We start from the raw sequence: 15102 nt of genomic DNA on the forward strand, positions 1-15102 counted from the left end.
AGGCCTGCCGGGCGGGTTGGGCCTGCCGGGCGGGTGGAGGCATGCCGGGCGGGCCGGACCGCGTACCGCGTCCAGCCGCGCTGGGGCGCCCTCGGCGGCGGGGACCGCTCCCCGATCATCGCGCACGGGATCACCGGGACCTGCGCGGCGCCCTCGGCGGCGAGGGCCGCTCCGGTTCGGCAGTGTCGCCGAAGGAGGCCTCTACGGCCCGCTTGCGACGGCCGGTGACCATGAGGGCGTCGGCGAGCCCGGCCGCGGCGGCTCCCTCCCGGGGTGTAGTGGGTGGCCGACCTGTCGACGGCCGCGAGTGTCTCCTTCGATGCCGCCCTCGTCGGCCGCGGATGAGAGTGCGTCGGGAAAAGCGGGCACGCGCTGAGCGGTGGGCGGTTGTCGAATGCGGGTGCGGATACCGGCGGTGATGCCGACGGGGATACCAACGGTGATGTCGGCGGCAATACCGGCGGTAACCCTTGCGAAGTCGCGGGACTTTGGGAACCGACGCCTCGAACTCCTTGTTTCTTGCAAGTAGCTTGTGCGAAGGTGAGCGGCCCCGATCAGTGGTTCGTGATCAGTGACGCCGTTCAACGGCCTGTATCTGACGCGGCATAGGTATGCACCAATCACGCGACCTGCTTTCCGACGGACGTGCATTTCACCTGCCGTCCAACGGCTTGGAAGGAATTGGTTCAGTGCAATCCCCACACCCCCCACGCCCGCCCTACCCCCCACGGCCCGGAACGAGTTCCGCCGAGTCCGACCGCAACCTCCTCGCCCGACTGGGCACGGCCGACATCAACGCCGTACCGCTGCTGATGGCGCGGCACTGGCGGGCCGTCCACGAATACGCGGTGATCTGCCTTGCCTCGCCCGCGAGTTCGGCCTCCATGGTCACCGCCGCCGCATTCCACCGAGTGCTCGGGAACCCGTCCGGCGGCGCTCTGCGTCCGCAACTTCTCGTCGCCGTACGGGAGACGGTGAAGGAGTGGGCGACAGGGGACCGCATTTCCACCGTGCTGCCGGAACTCCGCAAAACCACCGGAGCGCGCGGACTGCGTGCGGCGAGGTCCGTGACGCCCGAAAGACGGCGGCTTGCCGAACGCGCATTCCTGGCCCTTCCGGGCGCTTCGCAATGCCTGCTCTGGCACACCGAGGTCGAGGCCGAACCCATATCCGTAGCGGCCGGTCTGCTGGGCGTCGACGAGCCCACGGCGTCGGCGGCACTGGAGCAGGCCCGCGAGCAATTCCGCGCGGCCTGCGTACGCGCCCACCGCGAACTCGCGCCCACCAGGGAATGCCGCTTCCACAACCGTCTCCTGGAAGTCCCCCTGCGTCGCGGGGGCTCCCTGCTGTCCGACGTACGGCAGCACCTCACGGAGTGCCGGTACTGCCGTCACGCCGCCGAACAGCTCAGCCACTTCGAGGGCGGCCTCGGGGACCTGCTCGCCGAGACGGTCCTCGGCTGGGGCGCCCGGCGCTACCTCGACTCGCGCCCCGGCCGGGCAGTGCCACCCGTCCGCCCGAGCGGCGGCCGTCACCGCCCCGCCCCGGCCCGGCAGGCCGGACGCACGAAGGTCGCGGCGGGCGTCGGTCTGTTGTCCCTCGCCCTGCTCACCACCCTGCTCGTGGCCCGCGGCTGGTCCGGCGACAACGGTGTCCCCGATCCCCACGCCACCTGGGGTGCCCCCAGCGTCAGCACCGTCGCCCCGAGCGCCGGGCCCGGCACCTCCTCGGCGGCCTCCGCGAGCCGGTCCGACGAACTCGGCCACGGCAGGCTGCGCAACCTCGGCACCGGCCTCTGCCTCGACCTGCGGGAGGGGGCGGTCCGCGCCGGTGCGGTCACCGTGCTCGCGGGCTGCTCGTCCGCCGGATCCCAGCAGTGGTCGTACCGCGACGACGGTCTGCTGCGCAGCGTCGCCGACCCCACCCTCTGCCTCGACGCCGAGACCGTCGCCGAGGCCGGAAGGGTCCTGCTGGCCGACTGCCTGGTGCACGCCGGTGAGGTCCGCTACGACCTCACCGTCCACGGCGAACTCCTGCCGCGCCGCGGCAAGGGACTGGCCGTCGCACCCGGCGGCGGCGGACAGGTGATCGTCACCGGACGGGACGGCTCCACGGGACAGCGGTGGGTGCTCGACCCCGAGGGCCCCGAGGGCTCCGACGGCCTCGACAGCGGCGAGGCCAAGGCGCGGCAGGACGCGACGGAGCCGGGAGAGCAGGGAGAGCCGGGAGTGCCGGCCGAGCAGAGGAAACGGGCGGAACAGGTCGAGCAGGACGGGCCCGGCGAGCAGGCCGAGCCCCGGCGAGCGCCCGACGACGCGCGGAGCCCTTCACCGACCAACGACCCCACGCCCGGGCCGGGCCCGTACGAGACCAGGGTCGCCGAAGCTGCCGCCGAGCCCGAGCAGCCCGATCCGGCCGATGCCCTGACCCTCGTCTCGGCCGTCACCGACACCGTCACCGCGCCCCTCGCCCCCCTCCTGCCCTAGGTCAGACGCATTCCGGGGCCGCCTGGTGTCGGGGCGGCCCCGGCTTCGCCTCTTGTCGACAAACAGTCGTTTCCTGTGCACATCGTTGACACGAGTCACTGCCGGCCCTACGGTCCGACGCGCCGGTGGCGTTTCTCACGGGGTGTCAAGTCGGGCTGGCGCACAGTGCGTTCAGAGGGCGAACACAACCGGAGCGCCGTCGCGCAACCGCGGTTCACATCGTCGTGCCCGCACACCGAAGGAGTGACGGCTCCATGACCGACACCGTTTCCCGGCGATCCGAACGCGCCGCCCCGCGCGTCGACGGGCTGCTGGCGAAGCTCACCCTCGACGAGAAGATCTCCCTCCTGCACGGCGCCACCGACCCCGCCCCGCTCGGCCAGGCGGGCTACGTCCCCGGAGTGGAACGCCTCGGCATCCCGCCGCTCCGCCTCGCCGACGGCCCGGCCGGGGTCCGCGTCACCGCGCACGCCACCGCCCTGCCCGCCCCCGTCCTGCTGGCCTCCGCCTTCGACCCGGAGCTGGCCCGCCGCTACGGCCGCGTCATCGGACACGAGGGCCGAGCCCTCGGCCAGGACGTGCTGCTCTCCCCGATGGTCAACCTCATCCGCACCCCGTACGCCGGGCGCAACTTCGAGACCTTCAGCGAGGACCCGCTGCTCTCCTGCGACCTGGTCGCCGCCGAGATCGAGGGCATCCAGGGCGAGGGACTCGTCGCCACCGTCAAGCACTTCGCCATGAACAACCAGGAGAAGGACCGGGACTCGATCGACGTGCGCGTCGACGAGCGGACCCTGCACGAGGTCGAGTTGCGCGGCTTCGAGGCCGCCGTCGACGCCGGCACGGGTGCGGTGATGGGCGCCTACAACAAGGTCAACGGCGCTTGGGCCTGCGAGAACGAGGCCCTGCTCACCGACGTCCTGCGCGAACAATGGGGCTTCGACGGCCTGGTGATGACCGACTGGTTCGCCGCTCACAGCACCGAGCAGGCGCTCACCTCCGGCCTCGACCTGGAGATGCCGGACGGCACCTACTTCGGTACGGCGCTGAGGACGGCCGTCGAGAACGGCACCGTGGCCGAGCGGTACGTCGACCGCGCCGTACACCGGATCCTCTCCGTCATGGACCGCTTCGGGCTCCTCGACGGCAGCGCGCCGCCGCGCCCGGAGCGGGACGCGCGGGCCGGGGCGGCCGTCGCCCTGGAGGTCGCCAAGGCGGGCGCGACGCTGCTGCGCAACGAGCGCGGCACGCTGCCCCTGACCGACGGCGGCGGCATCGCGGTGATCGGCCCGAGCGGCTCCCTGCCCTTCGTCAGCGGCGGCGGCAGCGCCCATGTCGTGCCCGACCGTGCCGAGAGCCCCCTCGACGCCATCCGGGCACGCGGCGGCGAGGTGACGTACGCGCTCGGCGAGGACGTCTTCGGCAAGCCCGTCCCCGCCTCGGCGCTCAGCCCCGCCCTCGACACCGAGGGCCGGCGCGTCGAGGCCGGGCGGACCTGGACGTACGAGGGCACGCTCACCGTTCCCGAGGCCGACGAGTGGACCTTCGTCCTGCACTACTCGGGTGCGCCGACGATCCGCCCCGAGGTGGTGCTGGACGGCGAGGAGCTCTTCCCGCTCGTGCCCGGCTGGGGCGAGTACTTCATGGGCGGCTTCGTCACGACCGCGCCCGACGGGCTGTCCGTGCGCCGCAGGACGCTCACCCTCGCCAAGGGCGCTCACCGGCTGAGGATCACCGCGTCCGGCGGGGACGACGGGCAGCTGTTCCGGCTGCGCCGCAGCACCGGCGCGACCCGCGCGCGGGACGTCGCCGAGGCCGTGAGCGCCGCGCGTGCCGCCCGGGACGTCGTGCTGTTCGCCTACGAGGACGCCACCGAGGGCCAGGACCGCACGACGATCGCGCTCCCCGGCCACCAGGCGGAGCTGATCGAGGCGGTGGCGGCGGCGAACCCGCGGACGACCGTCGTGCTCAACACCTCGTCCGCCACCTCGATGCCCTGGCTGGAGCGCACGGGCGCCGTGCTCCAGATGTACTACCCGGGCCAGGAGGGCGCGGCCGCCACCGCCGCCGTCCTGTTCGGCGACTGCGATCCCGGCGGCCGGCTCACCCAGACCTTCCCCACCGACGACGACCACCACCCCGTCGCCGGGGACCCGCGCCGCTACCCGGGCGCGGACGGCGTCGAGGAGTACACGGAGGGCGTCCACACCGGACACCGCTGGTACGAGGCCGGGGGCGAGCGGCCGCTGTTCCCGTTCGGGCACGGACTGTCGTACACCTCCTTCGCCTACGAATCCCTCCGCGCGCACTGGCATCCCGAGGGCCTGGACGTCGAGTTCACCGTCCGCAACACCGGCGGGCGTGAGGGCATCGCCGTGCCCCAGGTGTATGTCGGCCGGTCGCCCGACCTGGAACTGGACCAGCCCGTCCGCGTGTTGGGCGGCTACCGGCGGCTCGCCCTGCGGCCGGGGGAGCGGCGCCGGGTCACCGTGCGGGTGGCGGCGCGCACCCTGTCCTGCTGGGACCCGGACCGCCGCGACTGGGTGCTCGGCACCGGCCGCCGCAGTGTGTGGGTGGGCGCGTCCGCGGGCGATCCGCGGGTGCGCACGAGCGTGGAGGTGACCCGGTGATACGTCGTGCCGTGACCGCGGCGGTGGCCCTGGCCGCCGCCCTGCTCGTCCCCGCACCGGCCCAGGCCGCCGAGCCGGTCGTCCGTACCGAGGCGGGCCTGGTGCGCGGTGAAACCACCGCCGAGGGACGGCAGTTCCTCGGGATCCCCTACGCCGCACCGCCCGTCGGCCCGCTCCGCTGGAGGGAACCGCGGCCGGTGCGCCCCTGGCACGGGGTGCGCGACGCACGGGACTTCGGCAACAAGTGCGTACAGGGCACGAGTTGGGACCCCGGGTACGAGCGGCCCAGCCACACCGAGGACTGCCTCGACCTCAATGTGTACGTCCCCGAGCGCTCCGCCCGGCGCGCGGTGCTCGTCTGGTTCCACGGCGGCGGCCTCACCGCAGGCGCCGGGCAGGACGTCGTCCCCGACACCTTCGCCCGGCAGACCGGCACGGTCGTGGTGACCGTCAACTACCGCCTCGGAGCCCTCGGATTCCTCGCCACGACCGGCCTCGACGGAGAGGCGGGCGACCGGGTCTCCGGCAACTACGGCATGCTCGACCAGCAGGCCGCCCTGCGCTGGGTGCGCGCCAACATCGCCCGCTTCGGCGGCGATCCGCACCGCGTCACCATCGCCGGCGAGTCCGCGGGCGGCCGCTCGGTCTGCACCCAGCTGGCCTCCCCGACGTCGAAGGGCCTGTTCCGGGCGGGCATCGTGCAGAGCGGCGCCTACGACGACTGCGCCGCCCGGACGCACGGGACGGCGGTGGCCCAGGGCGCCGCCTTCGCCGAGAAGCTCGGCTGTACGACGGTGGCCTGCCTGCGCAGCAAGCCGGCCGCCGACCTCCTCGCCGCCCAGGGCGAGTTCGACTGGGGGCCGGTGACGGGCGGCGCCTTCCTGCCCGTACAGCCCGCCCGGGCCTTCGAGGCGGGGGCCGCTGCGCGGATCCCGGTCATGAACGGGGCCAACCTGGACGAGGGGCGGCTGTTCGCCTTCGCCTCCTTCGACGCGGCGGGCGGACCGCTGACCGCCGAGCAGTACCCGTCCGTCATGAGCGCCGCCTTCGGCGACGACGTCCTGGCCCGCTACCCGCTCTCCGGGCAGCCCTCCCCGAGCATCGGCTTCGGCACCGCGCTGGGCGACATGCTCTTCGCCTGCCCGGCGCTGCGCCTCAACGGCGGCCTCGCCGGGCGCGGCCCGGTCTACGCGTACGAGTTCGCCGACCGCACCTCCCCGCCCTTCGCCTCGCTGCGCGAGCTGGGCACCGACTTCGACTTCGGCGCGACCCATGTGAACGAGGTGCAGTACCTCTTCAAGCACTTCGGCCTCACCAGTCCGCTGAACGCCGAGCAGAAGGTGCTGGCGCGGCAGATGGTCCAGTACTGGGGCTCCTTCGTCCGCACCGGGATCCCGCGCGCGGCCGGGCAGCCCGCCATGCCCGACGGCGCCTCGGGAGCCGTGCTCTCACTGCGCACGGCGTCCGCGGGCGGTAACGCTCCGAGCACGTCCGTGCACCGGGAACACCAGTGCGACCTGTGGGACGCAGCCGGGTCCGGGTGACGGGTAGGCTTCCCGGCGTGCGCCCGCCCGAGGCGCACGCCGGGTATCCGGGTAGGCAGGACGCGAATCGGAGGAACCGGCGTTGCACGTCCAGGAATGGCTCGAAACGGTGCCCCCGCTCGCCATCTATCTGCTGGTGGGCCTGGTCATCGGACTGGAGAGCCTCGGGATCCCGCTGCCCGGCGAGATCATCCTGGTCTCCTCGGCGCTGCTCGCCTCGCAGCACGGCGAGATCGACCCGGTCGTCCTGGGCGCCTGCGCCACCGCCGGTGCGATCATCGGCGACTCCATCGGCTACGCCATCGGCCGCAAGGGCGGACGCCCACTGCTGGCCTGGCTCGGCGGGAAGTTCCCCCGGCACTTCAGCGAGGGGCACATCGCCACGGCCGAGCGCTCCTTCCAGAAGTGGGGCATGTGGGCCGTCTTCTTCGGCCGCTTCGTCGCCCTGCTGCGGATCTTCGCCGGGCCGCTCGCGGGCGTGCTGCGGATGCCGTACTGGAAGTTCCTGACCGCCAACGTCCTGGGCGGGATCCTCTGGGCGGGCGGCACGACCGCGGTCATCTACTACGTCGGGATCGTCGCCGAGGAGTGGCTGAAGCGGTTCTCCTGGCTGGGGCTGGTCGCCGCGGTGCTGGTGGGTCTGACGTCGATGCTGGTGCTGAAGCGGAGGGCCGGGAACGCGGCGGGGGAGAAGACGGTGGCCGAGCCGGAGCCGGTCGCGGCCACCGACTGAGCCTCACGGCGCCCCGTGCACCTCGGCGTGCGCCTTGGCCAGCTCCGCGTACATCGTGCCGTTCAGGGTGAGGCCCTGACGCTCCTCCTCCGTCAGCTCCCGCCGTACCTTCGCCGGGACGCCGGCCACCAGGGAGCCGGGCGGCACCTGCATGCCCTGCGGTACCAGCGCCTGCGCGGCGACCAGGGACCCGGCCCCGATCACCGCGCCGTTCAGCACGGTCGCGCCCATCCCGATCAGGCAGTCGTCGCCCACGGTGGCCCCGTGCACCACCGCGTTGTGTCCCACGGAGACCCGCTCGCCGACGGTGACCGGGAAACCGGGGTCGGCATGGAGCGTGCAGTTGTCCTGGATGTTGCTCCGCGCGCCGACGGAGATGCGCTCGACGTCGCCCCGCACCACCGCGCCGTACCAGACGCTCGCACCCGCCTCCAGCGTCACGTCCCCGATCACCGCGGCCGTGGGCGCCACGAAGACGTCCTCGTCGATCTTCGGCTCCCGGCCACCGATTCCCTTGATCATCATCGCCTCCTGGTCACGTGGTACACGGCACGGTACGCCACCCGTTGGGGCGAAGATCACAGCCCGTCGACGCCATGAGGGCGCCGAACGCTCAGTACGGTGAGGCCGTGCCGAAGCGCAAGAACACGTTCTCATCCTGGCGACACCGCCTCGCCCAGCGCGCCGTCCACGCGGGCTGGTCCTGGGTGCAGCGCACGGGCTCGGTGACGGCCGAGCGCCCCGGCCGCTTCCGCTTCGGCGCGATCGGCGAGGCCACCCGGCTGGCCTTCCCGCTCGGCACCGTCTTCGGCGAACCCTGGATCCACCTGGGCTCCCACTGCATCGTCGGCGAACAGGTCACCCTGACCGCGGGCCTCATGCCCGACCTCGACCTCGGCCCCGAACCGATCCTGCGCATAGGGGACGGCGTGGTCCTGGGCCGCGGCAGCCATGTCATCGCCGACACCACGGTCACCATCGGCAGCGACTGCTACTTCGGCCCGTACGTGTACGTCACGTCCACGAACCACTCGTACGACGATCCGCACGAGCCGATCGGCAAGCAGTGGCCGCGGATGGAGCCGGTGTCGATCGGGCCGGGCTGCTGGATAGGCACCGGGGCCGTGATCCTGCCGGGCGCGCGGATCGGGCGGAACGTCGTGGTGGCGGCCGGTGCGGTGGTCCGCGGCACGGTGCCCGACCACGCCGTGGTCGCGGGCGCGCCCGCCCGGGTCGTACGCCGCTGGACGCCCGCCGAGGGCTGGCAGCCGCCGCTGCGCACGCCCGCGCCGGTCCCGATACCGGACGGGATCACCCCGGAGCAGCTCCAGGCGCTGGCCGACCTGGACGAGGAGTCGGTGGCGCGGCTGGCGGAACTGGACGCCGAGTCGTCCTGAGCGGCGGCCCGGGCGTGGCGGTGTCGGCCTGGGCGGTGCTCAGCCCGTGGCGGTGTCGGCCGGGGCGGTGCTCAGCCCGTGGCCAGCAACAGCGTCCCGGTCAGGGCCAGGCCGGCGCCCGCGGCCTGCACCCCGCGCAGCCGTTCGCCGAGCATCGTGCGCGCGGCCACCGCGGTCACCACCGGGTACAGGGAGGCCAGTACGGCGGCCACGGTCACCGGGCCGTGCTGGGCGGCCACGGAGTAGGTGCCGTTCGCGGCGACGTCGGCGAGCCCCACGAAGGCGAGGGCGGGCAGCGCGCCCCAGGGGAAGCCGGCCGGCGGGAGGGCGGGGGAGCCGCGCCGCACCGAGACGTACAGCGCCGTGCCGCCCACGACGACGTTGGTCAGACGCTGCACGAAGAGGGCGAGGAACAGGCCGGTCAACGTGGTGGACGCCTCGCTGATCAGGGCGATGCACAGGCCGAAGCCGAACGCGCCGCCCAGCGTGAGGAGGATGGTCCGCCGCTCCACCGAGCCGCCGCCGCGCTGCGGCCCGCCCGCGAGGACCACGCCCGTCACGGCGACCGCTATACCGGCGACCTGGAGCAGGCCGGGGCGCTCGCCGAGCAGGAGCCCGACGGAGACGGGCACGGCGACGCTGAGCGTGGTCAGCGGGGAGACGACGCCCATGGGACCGCGGGCGAGTGCCTCGTAGAAGCAGAGGATCGCGAGCGGACCGATCAGGCCCGCGCCCACGGCGAACCACAGGCGCGGCCCCGCCTCGCTCCAGCCGCCCGTGGCCACCACGATCGCGCCGAGGACGACGGCCGCGATGGTCTGCGAGACGACCACCACCGTGAGGGCCGGCAGGCGCCGGGTCAGCAGCCCGCCGCCGAAGTCCGCCAGGCCCCAGAGCAGGCTGGTGGCCAGGGCGAAGAGTGCTGTCACGGGCCGCCTCGCAGTACAGTTCGGTGCACGATCATGTGCACCCCACGGTAGTGCAGGGCATTGAACCCTGTCATCCAGAATATTGGACTCCGGAATTGGATGAATTGTGTCGGACCTCGACCTGCTGACCCAGTCCCTGGCACGCAACGTCAAGCACTGGCGCTCCGTGCGCGGCTACACCCTGGACGTGCTCGCCGCCCGGGCCGGTGTCAGTCGCGGCATGCTCATCCAGATCGAGCAGGCGCGCACCAACCCCAGCCTCGGCACCGTCGTCAAGATCGGCGACGCGCTCGGCGTCAGCATCACCACCCTCCTCGACTACGAGCAGGGCCCCAAGGTCCGCCTCGTCCCCGCCGAGCAGGCCGTACGGCTGTGGCACACCGACGCCGGCAGCTACAACCTCCTCCTGGCGGGCACCGAGGCCCCCGGGCCGCTGGAGATGTGGCGGTGGCGGCTGATGCCGGGCGAGAACAGCGCCTCCGACCCGCACCCCACCGGCACCGCCGAGCTGCTCCATGTCACCTCGGGCGAGCTGACCTTGACCGTGGACGGCGTCAAGTACCGCGTGCCCGCGGGCACGACCGCCTCCTTCGAGGCCAACGCGCCGCACACGTACGGCAATGAGGGCGAGGTCCCGGCCGAGATGGTGATGGCGATCTCCGTCCCGCCCGTGCAGTGAGATGCCCGTCCCGGGGCTCGGGCGGCCCTGTTAGCGTGCGGCCATGGACGCACCCATCGGAAACTTCGACCACGCCACCCCCGCCCCGGACTGCCTCGACGAACTGACCGACCCGGTCGCCGACGCCGTACGCCGCTGGAGCGGCAGCGTCCCGGCCGACCAGATCCTCTACGTCGAGACCGACCCCCGGTGGGCCGATACGGCCGTCTTCGTGGAGCACTACGGCCAGGAGTTGCTGGAGCAGTCCGCCAACTGCGTGGTGGTGGCCGGGAAGCGGGGCGGCGAGAGCAGCCTCGCGGCCTGCGTGGTGCTGTCCGCCGCCCGCGTGGACGTCAACGGCGCCGTACGCCGCCAACTCGGCGCCCGCAAGGCCTCCTTCGCCCCGATGGACACGGCCACCGGCGAGACCGGCATGGAGTACGGCGGCATCACGCCGATCGGACTGCCCGCCGGCTGGCCGGTGCTGGTGGACTCCGCCGTCGTCGACCTGCCCTACGTCCTGGTCGGCAGCGGACGCCGACGCGGCAAGCTGCTGGTGCCGGGGAAGGCGTTCGCGGAACTGCCCGGGGCCGTGGTGCTGGAGGGGCTGGGGGTTGCCTGATTCCGGGAGCGGGTGTCGGCTGGGCTCGGGGCGGGCGTTGGCCGGGCTCGAGGGCTGATGGCGGTCGGGCTCGGGGGCGGGTGTCGGCTGATCTCGGGGGCTGGTGGCGGTCGGGCTCAAGGGAGGGCTGGCGTCGGCCGGGCTCAGGTCGGCGTGTGGTGGGCGAGTGCCAGATGGGGGTCGGCCTCGCCCGGTGCCGGTGACGGATCCGCGTGCACCAGGGCGGCGGTGAGCCGCGGTACGGCGTGCAGCAGGGCGTGTTCGGCGTCCACGGCGATGGCGTGCGCCGCCCGTACCGTCGCCTCGCCGTCCACCACCACCGCCACCTCCGCGCGCAGCCGGTGGCCGATCCAGCGCAGCCGCAGCTCGCCCACCTCGCGCACGCCCGGAACCTCCCGCAGCGCCTGCTCGGCCCGGTCCACCAGAGCCGGGTCGACGGCGTCCAGCACCCGCCGGAACACCTCGCGCGCCGCGTCCCGCAGCACGAACACGATCGCCGCGGTGATCGCCAACCCCACGATCGGGTCGGCCAGTTGCCACCCGAGCGCGGAGCCGCCCGCACCCAGCAGCACGGCCAGCGAGGTGAACCCGTCCGTGCGGGCGTGCAGCCCGTCCGCCACCAGCGCCGCCGAGCCGATCGAGCGGCCGACCCGGATCCGGTAGCGGGCCACCCACTCGTTGCCCGCGAAGCCCACCAGCGCGGCCGCCGCCACCGCCGGCACATGCTGCACCGGCCGCGGATCGAGCAGCCGGTCGACCGCCGTCCACCCCGCGAAGGCCGCCGACGCGGCGATCGTGAGCACGATCGCCAGCCCCGCCAGATCCTCGGCGCGGCCGTAGCCGTAGGTGAACCGACGGGTCGCCGCACGCCGGCCGAGGACGAAGGCGATCCCGAGGGGTACGGCGGTCAGCGCGTCGGCGGTGTTGTGCGCGGTGTCGCCGAGCAGCGCCACCGACCCGGACATCGCCACCACCACCGCCTGCACCAGCGCCGTCGCCCCGAGCACCGCAAGCGAGACCCACAGCGCGCGCATGCCGCGGGCGGAGGACTCAAGGGCCCGGTCCAGCCTGTCGGCGCTGTCGTGGGAGTGCGGCTTCAGCAGGTGCCCGAGTCGGTGGGTGACTCGGCGCGGGTGGGGGTGGCGGTGGTGGTGCGGGTGGCTCACGGGGGTTCCCTTCTGCCGGGCAGTGGTGGACGGGCGAGGCCCACGACGCCATTATGTGCGTATGAGCGCACGCATGCACCTATCACCTGCGCACGATGCGCACCCGCGCACCCCGGGCGAGGAACAGTTCGCCCTCGCCGCCGAACTCCTCGCCCTGCTCGGCGACCGCACCCGGCTCGCCCTGCTGCACGCGCTGACCGGCGGCGAGGCCGACGTCAGCACGCTCACGGAGGCGTGCGGAGCGGCCCGGCCGGCCGTCAGCCAGCATCTGGCGCGGCTGCGGCTGGCCGGTCTGGTGGACACGCGCAAGGAGGGCCGCCGGGTGATCTACTCACTGCGCGACGGGCATCTGCGCCGGCTCGTGGACGAGGCGCTGAACGTGGCGGACCACCGGCTGAGCGACCGGCCGCCGCACGACTGAGCCCGCCCCGGGAGAGGGGTCAGTAGTCGGCGTTCGTGCCGAGGTACTGCTCCGCGAACGCCCGCGCCGCCGCGGGGGAGCCGAACAGGCGGCGCAGACGGGCCAGCGTGGTGCCCGCGCGGTGCGGATCGCCCGAGGCCGTCCCGTGGTACACCTCCGAGAGCCACTGCGAGAACTCCTGGTAGTCCCAGACCCGCCCCAGACACGCCCGCGAGTAGCCGTCGAGACCGGTGCTGTCGCCCTTGGTGAGTACGGCGGTCAGGGCGTCGCCCAGCACGAACGCGTCGTGCAGGGCGAGGTTCATGCCCTTGGCCGCGATCGGCGCGGTGAGGTGGGCCGCGTCCCCGGCCAGGAAGAGCCGGCCGAACGCCATCGGCTCGACGACGTAACTGTGCATGTCCAGCACGCGCTTCTCGATCAGCCGCCCCTCGGTCAGCCGGGGCGCGCCGGCCGCCCCGAGGCGCTCCTGGAGTTCGGTCCACACCCTCTCGTGGGACCAGTTCTCCGGGTCGTCGCCCGGCGGGCACTGGAGGTAGTAGCGGGTCACCTCCGGGCTGCGGGCCATGTGCCCGGCGAATCCGCGCGGGTGCACGCCGAACACGACGCAGTCGTTGGACGGCGGAGCCTCGGCCAGCAGCGCCAGCCAGCCGATGCCGTAGTCGTAGCGGGAGACATGGGCGCGGTCGGCGGGTATCGAGGCCCGCGTGACCCCGCGTGCCCCGTCGCAGCCCGCCACGAAGTCGCAGTGCACGAACTGCCGCACACCCGACTCCGGGCAGGTGTACGACACCGAGGGGCGGCCGGTGTCCAGGTCGTGCAGCTCGACGTCGCGCACGCCGAACCTGACGGCACCGCCGCGCACGTCCGCGTACTCCCGCACCAGGTCCGTCACCAGGAACTGCTGCGGATAGACGAAGTGGTGATGGCCCGTCAGCTCGGCGTACTCGAAGCGGTAGCGCTCCCCGGCGAAGCGGAACTCGCACTCGCTGTGCACCTGGCCCCGCGCCAGCAGGTTGGCGGCCAGGCCGCGCCGTTCGAGCCCGCGCACCGCCCACTCCTCCAGGACGCCGGCCCTGGGCCGTTGTTCGATGAACGCACGGGTCTCGGTCTCCAGGACCAGACAGTCGACGGAGGCGGCCCGCAGGATGTTGCCGAGGGTGAGTCCGGCGGGTCCGGCGCCGACGATGACGACCGGAAAGCGCTGTGGGGCACCGGAGTTGAGGTGGGGGGTGGTGGAGGTCACCCGAGCATTATGGGTGCGTGCCGAGTGGCTCGGGGAGGCTCAGGCGTCCGCCGCGCAGCGGAACCCCGTGTGTCCGCTGGAACTGTCCGGGGTGTTGGAGCTGCGGGCGGCGACCCGGTAGCGGTTGCAGTAGGAGGCGTGGCACATGTGGGAGCCGCCCCGGATGACCTTGGCGGTGCCCTCCGTCGCCGTGACGTGGTCATGCTCGTGGGTGTGGGTGTGGGTGTGGGTGTGGGTGTGGGTGTGGGTGTGGGTGTGGGTGTGGCCGTTGGTGTGGTCGGTGGTCCACCAGTCCGCGCACCACTCCCACACGTTGCCGGACGTGTTGTACAGGCCGAAGCCGTTGGGCTCGAAGGCGTCCACGGGCGCGGTGCCCCGGTAGCCGTCGGCGGCGGTGTTCTTCGTGGGGAAGGTGCCCCGCCAGATGTTGCAGCGGTAGGTGCCGTCGGGGTCCAGCTCGTCGCCCCAGGGGTAGCGCCGCTGCTCCAGGCCGCCGCGGGCCGCGTACTCCCACTCGGCCTCCGTGGGCAGCCGCTTGCCCGCCCAGGCCGCGTAGGAGGCGGCGTCGTACCAGGACACATGGACCACCGGATGGTCGCCGCGCCCCGTGAGGTCGCTGCCCGGACCCTCCGGCCGGTGCCAGGCCGCCCCCGTCACCGCACACCACCAGGGCGCCTCCTCGGGCCGCGGCGCGTCCCGGCGCAGCACACCGGGAAGGAAGCCCGCGAAGACGTACGACCAGTCCAGCCGTTCGGCGTCCGTGATGTGGCCGGTGTCGGCGACGAAGGCGGCGAACTCGTCGTTGGTCACGGCACAGACGTCGATCCGGAACGCGTCCACGCGCACGGCCCGTACCGGGCCCTCCCCGTCGGCCGGGAACCCCTCGGAGTCCTCCGCACCCATCAGGAACTCGCCGCCGGGCAGCAGCACCGTGCCGTCGGTGGACCCTGCGCGGGCGGGCGCCGGGGACGGGATACGCAGCGGCTCGGCCGGGCGGCCGGTCCCGGACGACGGCATGCAGCAGCGGGCGGACGCGTGGGACTCGTGCATCGGCTTCTTCCTCGGCGGCGCGGGTGCGGACCGTCCATGTCTACGCGACGCGCCTGTCCGAGCCGGGCACCGGGGTGGTCGGCCGTGACGTGGGGGAGGTGGGGTGGGGGGCGGGAGTCCGTGACGGGGTAGGTCGGGTGGCGGGCCCGAGACCGTGACGTGGCAGGTGGCGCGGCGGGCGGGGGAGTCCGTGACGATGCCGAGGCCGGTGGCGCCGGGGCGG

Annotated in this window: 13 protein-coding genes; 8 read left to right on the top strand and 5 right to left on the bottom strand. The window is 73.4% G+C overall.

The window, feature by feature from the left end; all coding sequences use genetic code 11:
* The first annotated feature begins 689 nt into the window (after nt 1-689).
* The 4 genes from ICC28_RS38275 (at nt 690) to ICC28_RS38290 (ending at nt 7393) form a co-directional block, all read left to right on the top strand.
* The gene (locus ICC28_RS38275; RefSeq protein WP_188293471.1) at nt 690-2486 is read left to right on the top strand and encodes a ricin-type beta-trefoil lectin domain protein; all 1797 of its coding nucleotides are present in this window, start codon (nt 690-692) and stop codon (nt 2484-2486) included.
* A gap of 254 nt (nt 2487-2740) precedes the next feature.
* Nucleotides 2741-5116, top strand: coding sequence for a beta-glucosidase family protein (locus ICC28_RS38280; RefSeq protein ID WP_188293472.1), 2376 nt, complete (start codon nt 2741-2743; stop codon nt 5114-5116).
* On the top strand, nt 5113-6660 hold the full coding sequence (locus tag ICC28_RS38285; RefSeq protein WP_188293473.1) for a carboxylesterase/lipase family protein: 1548 nt from the start codon (nt 5113-5115) through the stop codon (nt 6658-6660). Before ICC28_RS38280 ends, ICC28_RS38285 begins: the two co-directional genes overlap by 4 nt.
* Before the next feature lie 82 nt (nt 6661-6742).
* On the top strand, nt 6743-7393 hold the full coding sequence (locus ICC28_RS38290; RefSeq protein WP_188293474.1) for a DedA family protein: 651 nt from the start codon (nt 6743-6745) through the stop codon (nt 7391-7393).
* A 3-nt stretch (nt 7394-7396) separates the two neighbouring features.
* Here the strand turns inward: ICC28_RS38290 and ICC28_RS38295 are convergent, their stop codons facing one another.
* Nucleotides 7397-7918: a gamma carbonic anhydrase family protein gene (locus ICC28_RS38295; RefSeq protein WP_188293475.1), complete on the bottom strand. Its 522-nt coding sequence runs from the start codon at nt 7916-7918 to the stop codon at nt 7397-7399.
* Between the two features lie 104 nt (nt 7919-8022).
* Between ICC28_RS38295 and ICC28_RS38300 the strand changes: the two genes are divergently transcribed.
* On the top strand, nt 8023-8790 hold the full coding sequence (locus ICC28_RS38300) for an acyltransferase (RefSeq protein WP_188293476.1): 768 nt from the start codon (nt 8023-8025) through the stop codon (nt 8788-8790).
* Nucleotides 8791-8861: 71 nt separating this feature from the next.
* Here the strand turns inward: ICC28_RS38300 and ICC28_RS38305 are convergent, their stop codons facing one another.
* The gene (locus ICC28_RS38305) at nt 8862-9719 is read right to left on the bottom strand and encodes an EamA family transporter (RefSeq protein ID WP_188293477.1); all 858 of its coding nucleotides are present in this window, start codon (nt 9717-9719) and stop codon (nt 8862-8864) included.
* A 106-nt stretch (nt 9720-9825) separates the two neighbouring features.
* On the opposite strand from ICC28_RS38305, the gene ICC28_RS38310 reads away from it, so the two are divergent.
* Complete coding sequence (locus ICC28_RS38310; RefSeq protein ID WP_188293478.1) at nt 9826-10398, top strand: helix-turn-helix domain-containing protein; 573 nt, start codon at nt 9826-9828, stop codon at nt 10396-10398.
* A gap of 43 nt (nt 10399-10441) precedes the next feature.
* Nucleotides 10442-10999 (top strand): YbaK/EbsC family protein, encoded by a 558-nt coding sequence (locus ICC28_RS38315; protein ID WP_188293479.1) that lies wholly within the window; start codon nt 10442-10444, stop codon nt 10997-10999.
* Nucleotides 11000-11142: 143 nt separating this feature from the next.
* On the opposite strand, the gene ICC28_RS38320 is transcribed toward ICC28_RS38315, so the two are convergent.
* Complete coding sequence (locus tag ICC28_RS38320; RefSeq protein WP_188293480.1) at nt 11143-12165, bottom strand: cation diffusion facilitator family transporter; 1023 nt, start codon at nt 12163-12165, stop codon at nt 11143-11145.
* A gap of 61 nt (nt 12166-12226) precedes the next feature.
* Between ICC28_RS38320 and ICC28_RS38325 the strand changes: the two genes are divergently transcribed.
* Nucleotides 12227-12586 carry an ArsR/SmtB family transcription factor gene (locus ICC28_RS38325; protein ID WP_188293481.1) on the top strand — a complete coding sequence of 120 codons (360 nt, stop codon included), beginning with the start codon at nt 12227-12229 and terminating at the stop codon, nt 12584-12586.
* A 19-nt stretch (nt 12587-12605) separates the two neighbouring features.
* Here ICC28_RS38325 and ICC28_RS38330 read toward each other — a convergent pair whose 3' ends face one another.
* Nucleotides 12606-13829 (bottom strand): 4-hydroxybenzoate 3-monooxygenase, encoded by a 1224-nt coding sequence (locus ICC28_RS38330; protein WP_188293482.1) that lies wholly within the window; start codon nt 13827-13829, stop codon nt 12606-12608.
* 39 nt (nt 13830-13868) lie between these two features.
* A complete protein-coding gene (locus ICC28_RS38335; RefSeq protein WP_262928528.1) occupies nt 13869-14732 on the bottom strand; it encodes a formylglycine-generating enzyme family protein in 864 nt (287 codons plus the stop codon).
* Nucleotides 14733-15102: the final 370 nt, after the last annotated feature.

This window comes from Streptomyces sp. TRM68416 (genome assembly GCF_014596915.1).
Classification (GTDB): domain Bacteria; phylum Actinomycetota; class Actinomycetes; order Streptomycetales; family Streptomycetaceae; genus Streptomyces.